At 46.6% G+C, this 16,587-nt stretch carries 17 protein-coding genes and 5 tRNA genes; 12 read left to right on the top strand and 10 right to left on the bottom strand.

The genetic code is table 11. The features are described 5' to 3' along the window. Positions 1-201 precede the first annotated feature (201 nt). From BLT15_RS04220 to BLT15_RS04205, 4 genes are all read left to right on the top strand, one after another. Positions 202-1,029, top strand: a complete 828-nt coding sequence (locus BLT15_RS04220) for a mechanosensitive ion channel family protein (protein ID WP_089758978.1) — start codon at positions 202-204, stop codon at positions 1,027-1,029. Between the two features lie 430 nt (positions 1,030-1,459). After that, a complete protein-coding gene (locus tag BLT15_RS04215) occupies positions 1,460-1,969 on the top strand; it encodes a YeeE/YedE thiosulfate transporter family protein (protein ID WP_089758977.1) in 510 nt (169 codons plus the stop codon). A gap of 55 nt (positions 1,970-2,024) precedes the next feature. Continuing rightward, complete coding sequence (locus BLT15_RS04210) at positions 2,025-2,564, top strand: YeeE/YedE thiosulfate transporter family protein (RefSeq protein WP_089758975.1); 540 nt, start codon at positions 2,025-2,027, stop codon at positions 2,562-2,564. Positions 2,565-2,594: 30 nt separating this feature from the next. Then, positions 2,595-2,843: a hypothetical protein gene (locus tag BLT15_RS04205; RefSeq protein WP_089758973.1), complete on the top strand. Its 249-nt coding sequence runs from the start codon at positions 2,595-2,597 to the stop codon at positions 2,841-2,843. Positions 2,844-2,981: 138 nt separating this feature from the next. On the opposite strand, the gene BLT15_RS04200 is transcribed toward BLT15_RS04205, so the two are convergent. From BLT15_RS04200 to BLT15_RS04160, 9 genes are all read right to left on the bottom strand, one after another. Next, entirely contained in the window at positions 2,982-3,680 is a 699-nt protein-coding gene (locus BLT15_RS04200) for an amino acid ABC transporter permease (RefSeq protein WP_234985498.1), read from the bottom strand. A 1-nt stretch (position 3,681) separates the two neighbouring features. Continuing rightward, positions 3,682-4,440 (bottom strand): amino acid ABC transporter ATP-binding protein, encoded by a 759-nt coding sequence (locus tag BLT15_RS04195; protein WP_089759020.1) that lies wholly within the window; start codon positions 4,438-4,440, stop codon positions 3,682-3,684. Next, positions 4,440-5,114: an amino acid ABC transporter permease gene (locus BLT15_RS04190; RefSeq protein ID WP_089759018.1), complete on the bottom strand. Its 675-nt coding sequence runs from the start codon at positions 5,112-5,114 to the stop codon at positions 4,440-4,442. The genes BLT15_RS04195 and BLT15_RS04190 overlap by 1 nt, the downstream gene beginning before the upstream one ends. A gap of 63 nt (positions 5,115-5,177) precedes the next feature. Beyond that, positions 5,178-5,912 carry a basic amino acid ABC transporter substrate-binding protein gene (locus BLT15_RS04185; protein ID WP_089758971.1) on the bottom strand — a complete coding sequence of 245 codons (735 nt, stop codon included), beginning with the start codon at positions 5,910-5,912 and terminating at the stop codon, positions 5,178-5,180. 268 nt (positions 5,913-6,180) lie between these two features. Further along, a tRNA-Val gene (locus BLT15_RS04180) sits at positions 6,181-6,257 on the bottom strand. 23 nt (positions 6,258-6,280) lie between these two features. Beyond that, positions 6,281-6,371 (bottom strand) — tRNA-Leu (locus BLT15_RS04175). A gap of 17 nt (positions 6,372-6,388) precedes the next feature. Next, positions 6,389-6,465, bottom strand: a tRNA-Cys gene (locus BLT15_RS04170). 8 nt (positions 6,466-6,473) lie between these two features. Further along, positions 6,474-6,549: transfer RNA gene (locus BLT15_RS04165), tRNA-Gly, on the bottom strand. Between the two features lie 7 nt (positions 6,550-6,556). Then, positions 6,557-6,633: transfer RNA gene (locus BLT15_RS04160), tRNA-Phe, on the bottom strand. 337 nt (positions 6,634-6,970) lie between these two features. Between BLT15_RS04160 and BLT15_RS04155 the strand changes: the two genes are divergently transcribed. The 4 genes from BLT15_RS04155 to BLT15_RS04140 are packed head-to-tail and all read left to right on the top strand — an operon-like array spanning position 6,971 to position 13,619. Continuing rightward, entirely contained in the window at positions 6,971-7,609 is a 639-nt protein-coding gene (locus tag BLT15_RS04155) for a TetR/AcrR family transcriptional regulator (protein WP_159429809.1), read from the top strand. A gap of 24 nt (positions 7,610-7,633) precedes the next feature. Continuing rightward, complete coding sequence (locus BLT15_RS04150; protein ID WP_089758967.1) at positions 7,634-8,926, top strand: efflux RND transporter periplasmic adaptor subunit; 1,293 nt, start codon at positions 7,634-7,636, stop codon at positions 8,924-8,926. Continuing rightward, positions 8,923-12,015: an efflux RND transporter permease subunit gene (locus tag BLT15_RS04145; RefSeq protein WP_089758965.1), complete on the top strand. Its 3,093-nt coding sequence runs from the start codon at positions 8,923-8,925 to the stop codon at positions 12,013-12,015. Before BLT15_RS04150 ends, BLT15_RS04145 begins: the two co-directional genes overlap by 4 nt. Then, positions 12,012-13,619, top strand: coding sequence for a TolC family protein (locus tag BLT15_RS04140; RefSeq protein WP_089758963.1), 1,608 nt, complete (start codon positions 12,012-12,014; stop codon positions 13,617-13,619). The genes BLT15_RS04145 and BLT15_RS04140 overlap by 4 nt, the downstream gene beginning before the upstream one ends. 178 nt (positions 13,620-13,797) lie before the next feature. Here the strand turns inward: BLT15_RS04140 and BLT15_RS04135 are convergent, their stop codons facing one another. Continuing rightward, positions 13,798-14,025, bottom strand: a complete 228-nt coding sequence (locus tag BLT15_RS04135; RefSeq protein ID WP_089758961.1) for a ferredoxin — start codon at positions 14,023-14,025, stop codon at positions 13,798-13,800. Between the two features lie 164 nt (positions 14,026-14,189). Between BLT15_RS04135 and BLT15_RS04130 the strand changes: the two genes are divergently transcribed. From BLT15_RS04130 to BLT15_RS04115, 4 genes are all read left to right on the top strand, one after another. Beyond that, a complete protein-coding gene (locus tag BLT15_RS04130) occupies positions 14,190-14,942 on the top strand; it encodes a gamma-glutamyl-gamma-aminobutyrate hydrolase family protein (protein ID WP_089758959.1) in 753 nt (250 codons plus the stop codon). Between the two features lie 114 nt (positions 14,943-15,056). Continuing rightward, entirely contained in the window at positions 15,057-15,395 is a 339-nt protein-coding gene (locus BLT15_RS04125; protein ID WP_234985497.1) for an ArsR/SmtB family transcription factor, read from the top strand. A 41-nt stretch (positions 15,396-15,436) separates the two neighbouring features. Further along, positions 15,437-16,195, top strand: coding sequence for a Rossmann-like domain-containing protein (locus tag BLT15_RS04120; protein WP_234985496.1), 759 nt, complete (start codon positions 15,437-15,439; stop codon positions 16,193-16,195). Positions 16,196-16,228: 33 nt separating this feature from the next. Next, entirely contained in the window at positions 16,229-16,549 is a 321-nt protein-coding gene (locus BLT15_RS04115) for a hypothetical protein (protein WP_143423009.1), read from the top strand. Positions 16,550-16,587 lie beyond the last annotated feature (38 nt).

The following is a 16,587-nucleotide window of genomic DNA, read 5'->3' as shown; positions in this document are numbered from 1 at the left end:
AGGCTATGATATAATATTAAAGAGGGTTCTTCCCTGATACAGGCAGTATGAATATGAGTAAAGATATATCGACCAAATGATATGGAGAAAAACCTCAAAACGTAATAAACACGGATCTTCTTGTTATCAGTTGATAGATATCGTATAACCAAACTGAAGACAAGAAGATCCTAAAATACATACTTGCGGGAGGGTTATTACGTGAATACTCAGTACATATTATCCGTAATTCAGCATCATGCTTTAAATCTTCTGGCCGGTGTGCTGATCTTTGCTATAGGATGGTTTGCCATTAAAGGCGGGCTTAAATTTCTCAGACGCTCGATGAAAGACAGGGTAGATCCGACTCTGGCCGGATTTATAAATTCGATGGCCAAAGTTGTGCTGATAATTGTACTGGCCATAAGTGCACTGGGCACGGCCGGAATAGAGATGACCTCATTTGTGGCAATAATAGGTGCCGCCAGTTTTGCTGCCGGTCTGGCGCTGCAGGGCAGTCTATCGAATTTTGCCGGTGGAGTAATACTGCTGCTTTTTCGTCCCTTCGAAGTAGGGGATTTTATTAGCGTAGGCGGTGATTGGGGTACAGTCGATGAAATTCAAATTCTCTATACTACCATCTATACTCCTCAGCAGCAGAAGCTTTATATTCCCAACGGCAATCTTGCCAACGAGAGAATTCTCAACTTTTCTGAGACCAGCAAGCGGCGGCTGGATATGCAGTTCGGCATAGGCTATGACGATGATTTTGAGAGGGCCAAAAAAATCATCCAGGATATAGCTGAAAAATGTGAGCTGATATATTCCAAACCGGAGCCCACGATCAGAGTTGGCGAACATGCCGGCAGCTCGGTGGAAATTTTCACCCGGGTCTGGATCAATCCAGATCATTACTGGGATGTCTGGTTTTACATGCATGAAGAGGTCAAAAAGAGATTGGACAGAGCTGGCATCGATATACCATATCCTCAGCAGGATGTTCATTTCGATCAGGATGTTTCAGAAGGTCTGGCTGATACCGGCAGCTGAAAGCTAAAAATAAAAATAACGAAACCGGGTGAAGCTCACTTAAATGTGAACTTCACCCGGCTTCAAAAAGTTTAGAGTTTAGGATACTTCAGCTCCGTCTCCCGTCAGTATTATAACTTTTAGGAGTCGCGAAAACTGCTGAAGCTTTTGCGTGGGACAAAGCCTGCTTTCACGGTTTCCCGCTGCAGTGTTTTACGCCAATCCCAGCTGCTTGATTCTCGCTTGCTTGCAGACATCGGTTTCCCTCCTAATGCATTTTTCTGCTGGACTACTGGCTACTCTTCCAGCTGCTGGATACTTATATACTTGTTACTATAGAAATATATCAAACTTGATGGTGTTTTTCAAGAGTTAATTCGTTAAATATCTAATTCTGAAGATAATCATTATACGGGTCGGGACTGAAAGGCCCGGCAGGAGGTGCTGAATTATGGAATTTTTGATGAGAACGACCTGGTCGCCCTATCTGGTGGGGATCGGCATAGGAGTTTTGAGCTGGCTCTCTTTTCTTTTTTCCAGAAAAGCCCTGGGAGCTTCAACCACTTTTGCTCGAACGTCCGGACTGATCTGGGAACAAAAAGACAGTTCGGTGACCGATAGATTGAGTTATTACCGTGATTATGCTCCTAAAATTGACTGGCAGATGATGCTGGTGATCGGCATTTTTGTCGGCAGCTTTATCTCCTCAGTGCTTTCAGGCAGTTTTTCTTTGAGTATGAGACCTCCAACGGATTATCCCTCTTTTTTGAATATAACTGCCGCGGGAAGATTTTTTTCGGCTCTTTTAGGAGGCATTTTTATAGGTTTTGGTGCCCGCTTTGCCGGAGGCTGCACCAGCGGTCACGGCATCAGCGGCACGCTGCAGCTGAGCATAAGCAGCTGGATAGCCGCCGCATGTTTTTTCATCGGAGGAATAGCAGCGGCAATGGTGATACTGTGAGTTTTGTCTTCAACATCGGTTTTTTTGGATTGAGAATTTGCAGAGGTGATTTAAAATGAGAAGAGAGAGCTTTCCCCGATTGTTAAAGGGACTTTTGACCGGTATAATTTTTGGTTTTTTGCTGCAGAAAGGTGGCGTAACCCGTTATAATGTTATCGTCGGACAGCTGAAGCTGGATGATTTTACTGTTTTGAAGATTATTTTGACGGCTGTGATTGTTGGCATGATCGGTATTTATGCCCTCTATGATCTGGGATGGGTTCAGCTTTCTCCCAAGAACCCTCCGCTCAAAATGGTGATTCCGGGCGGGTTGATTTTTGGCATCGGATTTGCCGTGCTGGGTTATTGCCCGGGAACGCTGGCGGGAGCTGCCGGTCAGGGCAATCTGGACGCTCTCATTCCCGGGCTGGTCGGTATAACTCTGGGAGCAGCCTTATATGCGGTATTTAAGGAAAGATTCGGGGGTGTTTTCGAAGGAGAGGGTTTTTCTGAGGCCACCCTGCCGCGTTATATGGGATTAAATCACTGGAAAATTATCCTGCCGTCTGCTGCGATTCTGGGAATGTTTCTCCTGGTCCTGGAAATCTTTTTCTAACCGGCAGATAATAAGGGGGGAACTCAAAAGATGGCTGAATTTATCGGTCGTTTAAAATCCGGCGAGGAGATCAGAGTGGAAATTGCCTGCCCAGGTCGATACAGGCTGGTTATCGGCAGCGGAGAAAGACAGGTATTTGATGAATATCAAAAAGCCAGAAAAGAGGGGGAAATTAGAATGCTGGAAAGCTTTTTCCCCGAGGCCCGCCGCTCGGAGATAAAATATCTGCTGGCTTCTCCCATGGATGAATGGGAACAGTTGATTCTAAAATTCAGATAAAAAATTGCGCAATTTTTTGGCCGAAAACTAAACTTAGGCCGGAGAAAAATTTCATTGTGAACGAAGCTTTATATCTTACAGTACAACTAAATGATGTTTTTTACGCGCCTATTAACCAACTAAAGACAAGAAGATCCTTTAAAAGTTTTCTTCTCCTCTAAAACCGGGTATCCTGATTTTGTCCTCCAGCCTGTCGACAAGCCAGGTTGATATGGTGACTATTACGAGATATATTATCGCTGCTATCAGGTAAACGCGAAAGAACTGGTAATTGCGGCTGGCTATAAATTTGCCCTGAGTCATCAGATCCGGAGCACCTATGATATAGGCCAGAGAGGTGTATTTCAGGATATATATGAATTCATTTGTCCAGGCCGGTATCGACCAGCGCACAGCCTGGGGCAGGACAATATAGAAGATAGTCTGCCAGCGGCTCATCCCCAGCGAATATGCTGACTTAAATTGATCGGTTTCGACAGATTCCAGCGACCCTCTGGTGTACTCTGCCTGATAGGCGGAAGCATTGAGGGTAAAACCGAGATATGCCACCTGCGCTGCAGAAAGATTGATACCGTAAGGGGGCAGAGCAAAATAGAGAATGAAAAGCTGGGCCAGCATGGGCGTACCACGGATCAGCTCTATATAGGCAGTGCATAAAAAAGAAAGAATTTTATTGCCGTAACTGCGGCCGAGGGCCAGCAAAACGCCCAGGATAGTTCCAGCTGTCATGACAACAACAGTCAGGGTGAAGGTAAACCTCAACCCCGACATAAAAGTCCAGAAATTGCTGACAAAAATATCTATGATCATATATTCCTCGGTCAGAAACTCCAGCATGTTATTCACCACCCTGACCGTAGAGCTCGTCCAGTTTGAAGAGAAACTCCCTCGTGCGTTCCAGCTCAGGGGAATCGAACATCTTCTCCGGGTGTGCTTTTTCCACTATGTTACCCTTCTCCATAAAAATTATTTCGTCGGAAACGGAGCGGGCAAATCCCATCTCATGCGTCACCACGAGCATTGTCATTCCCTCTTCTGCCAGATCTTTCATGACCGTCAGAACTTCTCCGATGAGCTCGGGATCGAGGGCCGAGGTGGGTTCATCAAACAGCATCAATTGGGGTTCCATGGCCAGCGCTCGCGCGATGGCCACTCTCTGTTTCTGGCCGCCGGAGAGCTGCGCCGGGTAGGAATCAGCTACTTCGGTCAGACCCACTCTTTCCAGTTCGGAAAGAGCTTTTTCCCTGGCCGCTTTATCTGGCATATTTTTGACTTTTCTGAGCCCGATCATGATATTTTTGATGGCGGTCAAATGATGAAAAAGGCCAAAACCCTGAAAAACATAGCCTATATTCTGGCGGATGCTGTTGATGTCCTCGCAGGATATAACTTCTGTATCCTCAAGCCATATCTCCCCATCATCCGGCATTACCAGCCTGTTTATGCAGTTCAACACTGTGCTCTTGCCGGTGCCGCTGGGACCTATAATCACCTTTATCTCCTCCGGGTCGAGCGAAAAAGATATCCCGTCCAGCACCAGATTGTCTCCAAAACTTTTATGCAGATTTTTGATATTTAAAAGCGTTTTTTCAGCCATCAATTTGTTTCAGCTCCCAGACCTGGAATTTTTAGTTTATTTTCGAGCAGTTTCAAAAGCCTTGTCACACCAAAGGTCAGAACGAAATATATTGCCGCTATCAAGAGGAAGATGGTCAGCGGATCATAATGTACAGCTATAATATACTGGCCCTGACGCAGAAGCTCGGTCACTCCCAGAGCATAGGCGAGTGAAGTGTCTTTGAGAATAATCGCGTATTCGTTGGCGAAAGGAGGTATAAATACCCTGACTGCCTGGGGTAAAATCACGTATCTGAAAGTTTTAAACTTGCTCATCCCCAGTGAGCGTGCGGCTGTAAGCTGATCTGAGCCCACCGATTGGAAGGCTCCGCGAAAAATCTGCGACATGTAAGCTGTTGCCCTCAGGCCCAGAGCCAGAACCGCCGCGCTGAAAGGGTTTAAATTGATGCCTATATTCGGCATACCATAAAAAACTAAAAGCAGCAGTACCAGCTCGGGTATGCTGCGAAAAACACGCTCATAAATATCGACCAGAAATTTAACCGCCCTGTTTCCATAAGTCTGACCAAAAGCCATGATCAGGCCCAAAAACAGGCCAAAAAGCAATATCAAAACTGTTAATTGAATAGTTACAACAGTCCCTTCCAGTAAAGCGGGAAGGGACTGTTGAGCAAGTTCTATTCTCTCTGCCAAGGCTATCACCACAGCCTTCCGTATATCTTTTTATAAAACAGCTCTCGGGCATTTCACGAGTGCTTAAAAATGTTTGTCCAAAAGTTCGTCCATGCGACCGGATTCTCTAACCTGCTCGAGTCCTTCGTTGAGCTTTTCAAGAAGCTCAGTATTACCGTCGGCTACAGCCAGTCCGTACTCCTCACCCGTGATAATTTCTGCGACCATTTCGACAGGATTTTCTTCCGCATAACGCTGGGCTACAGGCGTATCGAGTACAACTCCGTCCACATTTTCATTGACCAGATCCTGGACCGCCATAACAAAAGTATCGAAGTGGGTCACATCTCCGGTGAAAATTTCGGGATCCTGCAGATTTTCTTCAACCCAGAGATCACCGGTTGTTCCTGTTTGTACCGCCAGTTTATTATCACCATACAATACAGTCAGATCATCCTCAGAATCCTCTCTGACCAGAACAGCCTGATTGGCCGAGAAATAGGGGTCGGTAAAGTCGACAACTTCAGCTCTTTCCTCGGTGATTGTCATACCGGCGGCAACGATGTCGAACTGGCCGGCGTTGAGACCGGGAATCAATGAATCAAAACTTATATCTACAAATTCCACCTCAAAACCCTGCTCCTCGCCTATAGCTTCCATAAGATCGATGTCAAAGCCTACAATCTCTCCATCTTCGACGTATTCAAAGGGAGGAAATCCGGCACTGGTGCCCACGGTATAAGTTTCAGCGGCCAGACCTGTCGAAAAGAGTAAAACCAGTGCAAAAACCAGCAGAATAGATAAAGCCCCTTTTTTCATCAAATATACCCCCTGTTTAAATTGATATGATTTTGTAAAGTCTCATATTATCAAGTTGAAGAAAAACCCCTAATCTCCTGTATTATATGATAAAAATATGTAAAAATACAGGTATACTATCATTCCTGCATCTTAAATTCGTCTGAATTTTAAATTCGGCAGGAGAAATGGAAAAAGATTATGAAGAGAGCGATGAATTTTGAGAGAAATGTATATCGAGGCTGGTTTTTAACCATTGAAAGCGATGAAGCATCGAAGAATATAAAAATGGTGTGGGTAAGTGGATTTGAACCACTGACCTCCACGATGTCAACGTGGCGCTCTGACCAGCTGAGCTATACCCACACGCGTGATTATCTTTTTATACATGGTGCCGGGAGTGGGACTCGAACCCACACGGGCAAAAATGTGCCCACCGGATTTTAAGTCCGATGCGTCTGCCAATTCCGCCATCCCGGCAGAATCTGATTTTAAAATGGAGGCGGCACCCGGATTTGAACCGGGGGATGAAGGATTTGCAGTCCTCTGCCTTTCCAGACTTGGCTATGCCGCCAATAAAAATGGAGCGGGAAACGGGATTTGAACCCGCGACCTCCAGTATGGCAAACTGGCGCTCTACCAGCTGAGCTACTCCCGCAGGAAAATGGTGGTGAGGGGCGGATTCGAACCGCCGACACGAGGATTTTCAGTCCACTGCTCTACCAACCTGAGCTACCTCACCGCATGAATTTTATTCATCATCATTCGGCATAAAACAGTATACACAATAGCCGACCTTTAGTCAACACCTGTGGCAAAAATTATTTTAGATTAGATACTTTTTGACCTGATTAACTCTGAAAATCTCCGATTTTCGGGGCGATTTATTTTTTTGTAGATAAATAAAAACATACATTATCCTCCGCGTGTCATAACACTCAGGGATTTAGCTTTGAGCTTGCAATGCCGATCATTATCTGATAATATGTCATCTACAATGACAAAACAAATTATCATCTTTGGTGCCAATTCTTGTTTTGTTAAATATTATGCCTGCTGGAAAAAGGAGGTTAAGCATTATGAGTGCTGAGAGACCGGAAGAAGTAAAGGAAGATGAACTGCAGGGAGAAGATGGCAGGAAAAGCCGCAAATCCAGGAATAGAAGGAAAGTGCTGGATGCTTTTTTACAGCTTATTGAAAAAAATTCCACCCTGCCCTCGCCGGAGAAAATAGCGGAAGAGGCTGAGGTTTCCCGTCGTTCGATCTTCCGTTATTTTGAAAATCTTGATCAGCTGGTAGCTGAAGCCTATCATCATCAGATTGAACTTCTGCGGGAAAAATTTTCGCCGCCGAAACCGATCGAACTGAGCGAAGAGATAGAACGCAAAAATCTAAAAAATTTCGTGTCTTATCTCAGTTCTGTGTATGAATACACTGCTTCGATTAGAAAAGTCCTTTCAGAAAAGGGACTGCCGGCAGATGTTCGCAAAAAGTTAAATCGGATGCGAAGTCAGACACTTAAGAACAGATTGGCCCAACATTTTGGAAAACACATGGAAGAAAAATACGATGCCGAGAGAATGGAAGACTTGCTTTATGGGCTGGAAACCGCGCTCTCTCCTGAAAGCTGGGACTATCTGCGGGGTCCCTGTGGTTTGTCGCGGGAGCGAGCCTGCAGAGTTTGGATTGAAATGCTTATCAAATTTATTAAAAATTAATTGCCTGCTGCGGAGGGTTAAGTTATGCTGAGGACTAAAACGATAAAAGCAAAGGTTGAGAGTATCGAAACTTTGAATAATAATTTATTGCCGCTTATATTTTTGTGTCTTTTAATGCTTTTGATTTTTTCGGCGATTTTTGCCGGAGATGCAGCTGCAGAAACAGCCGAAAAAAATGAAGAAGGGATAGAAGTTTTCCGGGTTGACGAGGAAGTTGGGAGTGGAAAAAAATATTTCGAGGGATTTACCAAACCGGCAGGCGCGGCCCGGGTTATGCCCGGAATTGGGGGAGATCTTATCGAAATATATCCTGATATCGGAGACAGGGTTGAAACGGGAGATCGGATAGCCAGACTCGAGGCAGAAAAGCTTGATCTGGGCATTAAAGCCGGAGAAAAGGCTCTGGAACAGATCGAAAAAGAGCTCGAAATGGCTGAGGCCGGAGCCAGAAAAGAGGAGTTAAAACAGGTTGAAGCCCGATATGAGGCAGCCCGGGAAAGTTTTGAGATTGCAGAAGATCATCACAGAAGAGTCAAATATCTCTATGAGCACGACGTCGCGCCCAAAACGGAGCTGGATGAAGCCGAACAGAGGCTGAATGAGGCCCGGGCTGAATACAAAACAGCCGAACAGAGTCTGGAGATGTCCGAGCAGGGGGCCCGACCGGAAGAAATCGATATTTTAAAAGCAGCTATAGCTGAAGCTGAGTACGAGCTGGAAAAGGCCAGAGTGGATCAGCAGGATCTTAAGGTGACCGCGCCGGTGGAGGGTACTATCGGCGAGCTTCCCATCGATGAAGGAGCTCTGGTCGGTGATGATACCGTGCTGGCCGTGATCATGGAGATGGAAGAGCTCAAATTTTCCGTGGAGACTACAGCGGGCCGGGCAGCAGATATTCGTCGGGGTCAGCCGGCTGAGCTCAGCTTCGATTCCCACCCGGAAGAGACTTTCCGGGGCATGGTAGATGAAATATATCCGGCAGCAGATGAGGGGTCGGGGCAGTTCGAATTCAATATAGCCCTGCCCAATCCTGACAGCAGATTGCGGGCGGGTGAATATGGAGAAGCCCGCATAACGACAGAGGAGAATGATTATCTTGAAATTCCCAGTTCTGCTCTTGTAGAAAATGATAATCCGAAAATATACCTGGTGGAGTCGGAAATGCTGAAAGAGGTTGAGGTAGAGATCATTTCTCGCAGCGAGGACAAAGTTGAAATTGCAGGGGATCTGGAAAAAGGAGATCTGATCGTTTATGAAGCGAAGGACGAATATTATCACGGTCATCCGGCAGAATTGATAGAGGTGGTTGACAGTTGATATTACCAGATATAGCGGTCAAAAAACCTGTTGCTGTCACCATGGTTATAGCTCTTTTGATTTTGCTCGGTTTTATAGGGCTGACCAGGCTGCCTCTGGAGCTTCTGCCGGAGCTGGATATGCCGGTTATCGTGGTTGTGGCTGACTATCCCGGAGCCGGCCCCTCTGAGGTCGAAGATCTTGTGGTGAGACCGCTGGAGGAATCTCTGCAGGCTGTTTCCGGACTGGATACGATAACGGCTATCTCAGAGGAAGGAAGAGCTCAAATTCTGCTCGAGTTCGACTGGGGAACTGATCTGGATTTTGCCATTCAGGATGTCCGGGAGCAGATAGATATTGTGCGGGATGAGCTGCCTGATGATGCTGACAGCCCCTATGCTTTGCAATACGACCCTACCGAAATGCCGGTGCTGGAAATGGGAGTTACCGGAGAGGGGGAACTGGTAGATGTTCGCCGTACACTGGACAATGATGTGGTTCCAGAGCTGGAAAGGCAGCCCGGGGTGGCCTCGGTTGAAATTTTGGGCGGCAGGGAAAGAGAGATTCAGGTTGAATTAAAACCGGACAGATTGAAGCGCCACGATATAGCTCTTTTTGAAGTGATGGAGGCCATTCCCGCGGCCAATCTGGATTTGCCGGGAGGGGATGTAACTCCGGCCGGCCGGGAAGAGCTGCTGGTAAGAACTCTGGGCAGGTTTGATAATTTTGCTGAGATAGGAAGTGTACCTGTTTCCGGGAGCGGAGGATCGCTGTTTTATCTGGATGAGATTGCGGTTATCGAAGACGGTTTTACCGATCAGAATACCATCGTCAGACAGGACGGGGAAAAGAGTCTGGGACTGGAGATTCATCAGGAGGCTGATGCCAACACTGTGGAGACGGTGAGGGGAGTTCAAAATGCTCTCTCAGACGTCACGGCCCGACTCGATAGGGAGCTTGAATTCACCACGATTCAGGACCAGGCAGATTATATCGGCATTGCTATCTCCACGGTGATAAATAACGCGGTGGTGGGCGGCATACTGGCAGTTATTATACTTTTTCTTTTTCTCAATAACTTTCTCACCACCATGCTGGTTGCTGTCAATATTCCGGTGTCTTTTATGGCCACTTTCTTTCTGATGGATCAGTTCGGTCTTAACTTAAATCTTATGACCCTGGGCGGTTTGGCCCTGGGAGCGGGAATGCTGGTCGATAATTCCGTGGTCGTATCTGAAAATATATTCAGATTTGGCGAGCAGGGTTACGATATCCGTCGAGCTTCTGTTGATGGGGCTTCAGAGGTTGGAGGGCCGATCGCAGCTTCCACCATTACCACCATGGCTGTTTTTCTGCCGGTGGTCTTTATAGAGGGAATTGCCGGAGAGATTTTCCGGGATTTATCTTTTAGCGTGGCATTTTCTCTTATGATTTCGCTTTTTACGGCTCTTACCCTTATACCGATGCTGGCGGTCAAACTTCTGGTGCGTACAGATTTTGCTAAGGTAAGAGAACGTCAGCAAAACAGCATCGTCAATCGCATACTCGAAAGGATAAAAAAATATTATGATCGAGGAATAAGGCTGGTTTTATCCCATAGATTGATAGGGTTTTTGCTGGTGCTGGCTGTTTTCGGTGTTACAGTTTTTGCAGCCGGACTGGTGGGTCAGGAATTTTTGCCTGAACTGGACGAAGGACTTATCGACATAAGGCTGGATATGCCGCCTGGAACCACTCTGGCTGATACCGAAGAGACAGTGATCGGAATAGAAGAGGAATTAAAAGAGTGGCCGGAGGTTGAAAATATTCAATCCATTGTGGGTCACAATGGTATTTCTTCGGATGCCCGGATTACCCTAGGTCTTGTCGATCTGGATGAGCGTGATCACCGCACTCCGTATTATGTTGAAAATGTCAGAAAACTTGAGAGTATACCGCTGGAAGCGGATCTGCAGGCCAGCAACCTTTCTGTGGTTACCGGCGGAGGCGATTTAGAGCAGGCCCCGATAGTTGTCGATGTTATGGGAGCGGATAGAGATGAACTGGAAGAGCTGAGTTTACAGCTGGAAGAGATTGTCAGGGATCTGGAATATACCGCCGATGTGGGCACCAGCATAGGTGATCCCCGTCCCGAACTTCAAATTGATGTTAACCGGCGTAAAGCCGGTAATTATGGTTTGAGCGCGGCGGGAATAGCTGAAGCGGTGAATGTAGCGGTAGAGGGAACTGTTGTTACCAGGTTTGATGAGGATGACGGTGAAGATGATGACATGATAGATCTCAGGCTGCGTTATGGCCAGGAGATACGGGATGATGTTTCCCGGCTGGAAACCATGCCTCTGGCCAACAGAGCCGGGCGTGTTTTGCCGCTGGATCAGATTACTGAGATTCGCCGGGGGGAAAGTCCGGTGGAATTGAGAAGAATAGATCAGACCGATGCCGTTTCGGTATATTCCGATTATTCCGGGGTCGATTTGGGTTCGGCTGTGGATGGTATAGAGGTCGAAATGGAGACGGTCGAATTTCCCGCCGGAGTTAATTACGAATTCGGCAGCGAGACTCAGTGGATGCGGGAAGCTTTTGAGGATCTCTTTTTAGCCATGATGCTGGCCATAATAATAGTCTTTATGCTGCTGGCCGCTCAATTTGAATCTTACTGGCAGCCTCTGATCATCATCCTCAGCGTTCCCTTTGGCATCGTGGGAGTTATTTATGGTCTGATTATAACCGGCAGGAGTCTTAATGTGGCTTCCTATATAGGAGTGATTATGATGGTCGGTATTGTGGTCAATAACGCGATTGTGCTGCTCGATTATATCAACCGGGAAATAACTAAAACTGAAGAAGGTTCGCGAACTGATGCCATATCCCGGGCCTGTCAGATCAGATTAAGACCCATTTTGATGACGACGCTGACGACCGTACTGGCCATGTTTCCTCTGGCCCTGGGTTTTGGCGAGGGCTCCGAAATTCAGGCCCCCATAGCCACGGCAGTGATTGGGGGGCTTGTCGTCTCGACCTTTTCTACGCTGGTATTATTGCCCATGCTTTACACGACCTTCGATGATTTAACCCGTCGGTTATTTGGCAGCGGGGGTGAAAACAGTTGAACATCAAAGACAGAAATTTGACGATCATTATTATAGCAATAATTCTGCAGTTTTTCTGCTTTCTCGCGGCCGGAATACCTTTCTTAAGTTCGGTGAGAGCAGCTGAAACCGGCACCGGGCAGCCCGAACCGGCCGAAGAAAGACTGCAGGATCTTATAGATACCGCTCTGGTCGAAAATCACCGACACAGTGAACTGGAATACGAGCTGGAGGCAGCCCGCCAGCGGCAAAAACAGCTGGAAAGCGGTCTGGACTGGCAGGCTGATATTAGAGGAGATGTCAGGGTGCTGAGAACTCCCGAGATGGTTAATGTATTCTATGATTCACTGCAGTATCTGGATGAAGAGGATAATAGTCCTGTTGAGGCGGAGCTGGCGGAGGAAGTTGACGACGAAATTGCTGCTTTAAGTCTTACTTTAGGTGCCAGCCGCAGCCTGTGGGATGACGGGGATACTGCTTTCCGCCGGGAGGCTTTAAAACTGGAAAAAGAGGATAAGAAGCTGGAACTTACCCGGGAAGAGGAAAAGATCATATCTTCCGTGGCTGAAGCCTTTTACGAGCTGCGTCAGGCTCAGGTAGGACTGGAGCTGGCCGAGATTGCCGCTGAAGTCAGAAGGGAGCAGGTGGAGGAAAAAAGACACCTGATCGAGGCTGAAAAAGCCATACAAACTGAGCTGGAAGAGGTCAAGCTGCAGGCTGATGAGGCTGAAGATGCTTTGAAAGATGCCCGGGAAGCCTTCCGGCTCAGCCGGGAAAATCTCAGGCGGGAGGTGGCCAGTGATAGTTATCTTCGTCTGCCCGAGCCACGTGAGCTTGACTCAGCCTGCCGGCTGGATGTTCCCGGAGAGAACAACTTCTGGCCCTGGGAGATCGAGGAGAGTCAGGATATGGCCCGCGATCGGCGCAGGGAGCTGGACAGGCTGGAGCAGGAGCTCGATTTGATAGCTGCCGAGCGGGAAAAGATCGAGGAAGAACAGCGCCCGGATCTGGCCGGTGGAGTATCTTTTTACCAGGATGATATCGATACTTCTCTGCGCATGACGGTGGACGAAACGGGCAGATTTACAGCAGGGGTGAACAGATTTGATACCACTCTGCCCGAAATTGAGAATTTCAGAGTTAATCCTGGTTCTACTCCGATTACCTGGCCAACTTCTCCGGAAACCGGACCAATAAACTATGAATCGCAATCTTCCTGGCAGATAGGTTTCTCGCTCGAATATAATTTTCACGACTCAGGGCTGGAGGAGGCAGAAATGGCCGAGCTTGAATCGGAGCGCAGTGCCCGTAAGGAACAGCTGGCGGGGGCTGAAGAGGATATTAAATTGGAGGTAAAATCTCAGCAGCAGGAACTTAAGGCCGCACATCGCGAGCTAAGACGGCAAAAATCGCAGCTGGATCTGGCCGAAAGGAGACTATCCGACGGAGATCATATGCTGGAAGCGGAGATGATAAGCCGCTATGAATACAATTTGCTGGAACTCAATTATTATCAGGCGGCTGCAGATCTGCTGAACTCCTATTATGATTATCGCCGAGAACTGGTTGAAATGACTGAGGCGGTAGGGAAAGCCGACAGCTGGTTTCGAGGGGAATTGTTTTAATTCAGGCAAGAATAAACCCCTGCTCCGGATTTGAATTTTTTCGAGCAGGGGCCTTCCAGTTTCGTAGTTATTAGTTTACTGAAGGAGAACATCTGCGTTTGTTAATATCTATTCAGAGAAATAAAAATAGTTTAATAGGCAGACAATTTAGTTTAATAAGCAGACAATTTGAGCATTTTTAACCGTCATCTCCTATTGCATCTACAGGACAGTTCATCAGGGCTTCCTCACAGGCTTCCTTTTGCACTTCGGATTCAGGCTGTTTTTTAACGTAGGCGTGACCCTCATCGGCCAGGTCAAAATTTCGGGGAGCATCGTCGATACACATCTCGCAGGCTATACATTCTTCATCCACATAAAAAGGACCTTCTACATTCTCCGGAACTTTGTTTTCTTTATCTGCCATTTTATATCACCTCCAATTAATTTTATGGGGTTGAGCTCAATTAATCTGCCGATCTTCTGTTAGAGTATCATAAGTATCATCTTCAAGTGGAGAATATCATATTTAAACTAATGTTACAAATTTTTAAAACAAAAATAAAAGATTTATTCAAAACATAATTCTGGATCACAATTCTGGGAGGGATAACTATTTCCAAACCGCTGATCGGGATTACCACCTACAGGCAGACTCAGAAAAATCCCCGGTCCTGCTACGGCAAGATCGGCTGTAATTATATCGATGCAATAGAAAGAGCTGGAGGAGTTCCACTCCCCATACCGATCATGGATAATCTCGAGGAGACCGAGAATTATCTGGAGATAATTGATGGACTTCTGCTCACCGGAGGACAGGACATATCTCCAGAATGCTACGGGGAAGAGCCCGGTGATCGGCTGAAAAAGGTGGATATCAGCCGGGACAGATGGGAGCTTGAATTTTTTCGCCGGACCTATCGCTCCGACCTGCCGGTGCTGGGGATATGCCGGGGAATGCAGCTGATCAATGTGGGGCTGGGAGGAACGCTTTATCAGGATCTGGGCAGTCAGCTTCACTTCGCCGAAGAAAAAGAAAATTTTCAACACCATGAAGTTCTTATAGAAAAAGGAACCCAGCTGTTTGAGGTTTTGTATTCTTATGATAAATTAAAAGTGAATTCGCGCCATCACCAGGCCGTTAAGGATCTGGGAGAATCTCTGCAGGTGGCTGCCCGGACAGAAGAGGGGACTGTAGAAGCGGTTGAATCTACGGAAAAAAAGTTTGTCATTGGAGTTCAGTGGCATCCTGAAGCTCTGGTTGAAGATCGTCCCTGCTTTCGTGAACTTTTTGGAAGTCTAATTTTGACCGCCCGGGAGAATGCCCCCTCTCCGGCTGGATAATAGATAATACAGGGGGTTTATATTTTTTTTGACAAATACGTTTAAGTTTATTATAATTTAATTAAGCTAAAAGCTAATCAAATACCGTCAAAAATAATAGGATGAATTTATTTTATGGCGAATAGAGGTGAAGATGATATGAATCTGCTTCCCGCTTTAAAAGCCCTGGCGGATGAAAACAGGTTAAAAATAATTGTTTTGCTGAGGCGCGAAAACTACTGTGTAAACGCCCTGGCTCATAGGCTTGAGCTTTCCGAGGCTGCTATATCTCAACATCTCAAGGTGCTGAGGGAGGCAGATCTGGTAGTGGGAGAAAAGATCAGTTACTGGGTTCATTATCACGTTAAAGAACAAAATCTGAAAAAAATTGGATTAATGCTGGAGAACCTGGAGGATCATATAGATGTTCCGCCAGAATGCCAGGAGGATCACGAGAGGGATTGCTGTAACTGAGCGATTTTTAATTTTCAGTTTGCGGGAAAGGGGAGATAGATTTGCCAGTAATTATCGAAGCAAGAGAAAAATTCGAGGAATTGGTCGCAGAAAATAATTTAAGCACCGAGAATATAAAGATTACAGCTGAAGGACTGGACCCAGAAGAGGCGATAGGTCATCCTGAACGTCAGGACTTTCCCCTGCTGCAGGGAGAGGAAGTCATGATCGAAGCAAAATTTAAGAACAGTCGCGGTCAGGCCTTTACCGATCAACCGGGAGAGTATGAAGGAACGCTGGAAGAGATTTTATCCTTTGATCTGGACAGCAGCTACCGCCGGGCTCTTTTGGTGGCGGCTATCAATGTTGTGCTGAGGGATCTTGATCTTATCGAAAAAACAGTGCACTGCCGCGATGATGATATGGAAGATTGTGCAGAAGAAATTATGGCCTGGATAAAGACCAACCACGGGGAATTGCAAACTATCGGTCTCATAGGTTTTCAGCCCGCCTTTCTGGAAGCTGCAGCAAAAACTTTTGGTAGCAATAATATTCTGGTGACAGATCTTAATCAGGATAGGATCGGCGGTAGTGATTACGGAATCGAAGTAAGAAACGGAGAGAAATTCAACCGCCGTTTGATCAAAAAAAGCGGTTTTGTCCTGGTTACTGGCTCGACAATGATCAACGGTTCTGCCGGAAAACTTCTCGAATTGTTCGCTGAACAGAATAAGGATTTTGCCTTTTACGGCAACACCATAACCGGGCTGGCTTATCTTATGGATCTACCCCAGCTCTGTTTTTATGGCCGCAGAGGCTGAGAAAGAAAACCGGCAAAACAGGTTTTTGAAAAAATGGATCACAAAGGAGGTGAAATTATGTGCTGCGGAAGTCATAATCATCATTCCCATCATTGCTGCTGTCATGGCCATCATCATACCGGACATGGGCACTCTTCTCACAACTGCTGCTGCAGCTGTTGCTGTTGCTGCGAGTGCTGTTGTGACTGCGGTGATGAATGCGAATGTGAGGATGAATACACGGAAGAATATGTAATAGAAGAGCTAGAAGGTGAAGAGGATTTAGAGCAGCTGAGAGAGTACCTGCTCGATCTTAAAGAAGAAATAATGGCAGTTGAAGAACAGATCAGCAGAATCAGCGCAGAAGAAGAGTAAAGAGAAGGCTGAAAAGAAAAATAAAAAAAGAGGCAGAT

This window comes from Halarsenatibacter silvermanii (assembly GCF_900103135.1).
Classification (GTDB): Bacteria; Bacillota; Halanaerobiia; order Halanaerobiales; family Halarsenatibacteraceae; genus Halarsenatibacter; species Halarsenatibacter silvermanii.
This window is presented reverse-complemented; position numbering and strand designations above follow the sequence as displayed.

Bases quoted from the DNA above. Each gene is read 5' to 3' on its own strand.
- BLT15_RS04215 (WP_089758977.1), top strand. From the start codon at position 1,460: ATGGAATTTTTGATGAGAACGACCTGGTCGCCCTATCTGGTGGGGATC.
- BLT15_RS04210 (WP_089758975.1), top strand. From the start codon at position 2,025: ATGAGAAGAGAGAGCTTTCCCCGATTGTTAAAGGGACTTTTGACCGGT.
- BLT15_RS04205 (WP_089758973.1), top strand. From the start codon at position 2,595: ATGGCTGAATTTATCGGTCGTTTAAAATCCGGCGAGGAGATCAGAGTG.
- BLT15_RS04200 (WP_234985498.1), bottom strand. From the start codon at position 3,680: ATGCTGGAGTTTCTGACCGAGGAATATATGATCATAGATATTTTTGTC.
- BLT15_RS04195 (WP_089759020.1), bottom strand. From the start codon at position 4,440: ATGGCTGAAAAAACGCTTTTAAATATCAAAAATCTGCATAAAAGTTTT.
- BLT15_RS04185 (WP_089758971.1), bottom strand. From the start codon at position 5,912: ATGAAAAAAGGGGCTTTATCTATTCTGCTGGTTTTTGCACTGGTTTTA.
- BLT15_RS04155 (WP_159429809.1), top strand. From the start codon at position 6,971: ATGAGTGCTGAGAGACCGGAAGAAGTAAAGGAAGATGAACTGCAGGGA.
- BLT15_RS04150 (WP_089758967.1), top strand. From the start codon at position 7,634: ATGCTGAGGACTAAAACGATAAAAGCAAAGGTTGAGAGTATCGAAACT.
- BLT15_RS04135 (WP_089758961.1), bottom strand. From the start codon at position 14,025: ATGGCAGATAAAGAAAACAAAGTTCCGGAGAATGTAGAAGGTCCTTTT.
- BLT15_RS04125 (WP_234985497.1), top strand. From the start codon at position 15,057: ATGGCGAATAGAGGTGAAGATGATATGAATCTGCTTCCCGCTTTAAAA.
- BLT15_RS04115 (WP_143423009.1), top strand. From the start codon at position 16,229: ATGGATCACAAAGGAGGTGAAATTATGTGCTGCGGAAGTCATAATCAT.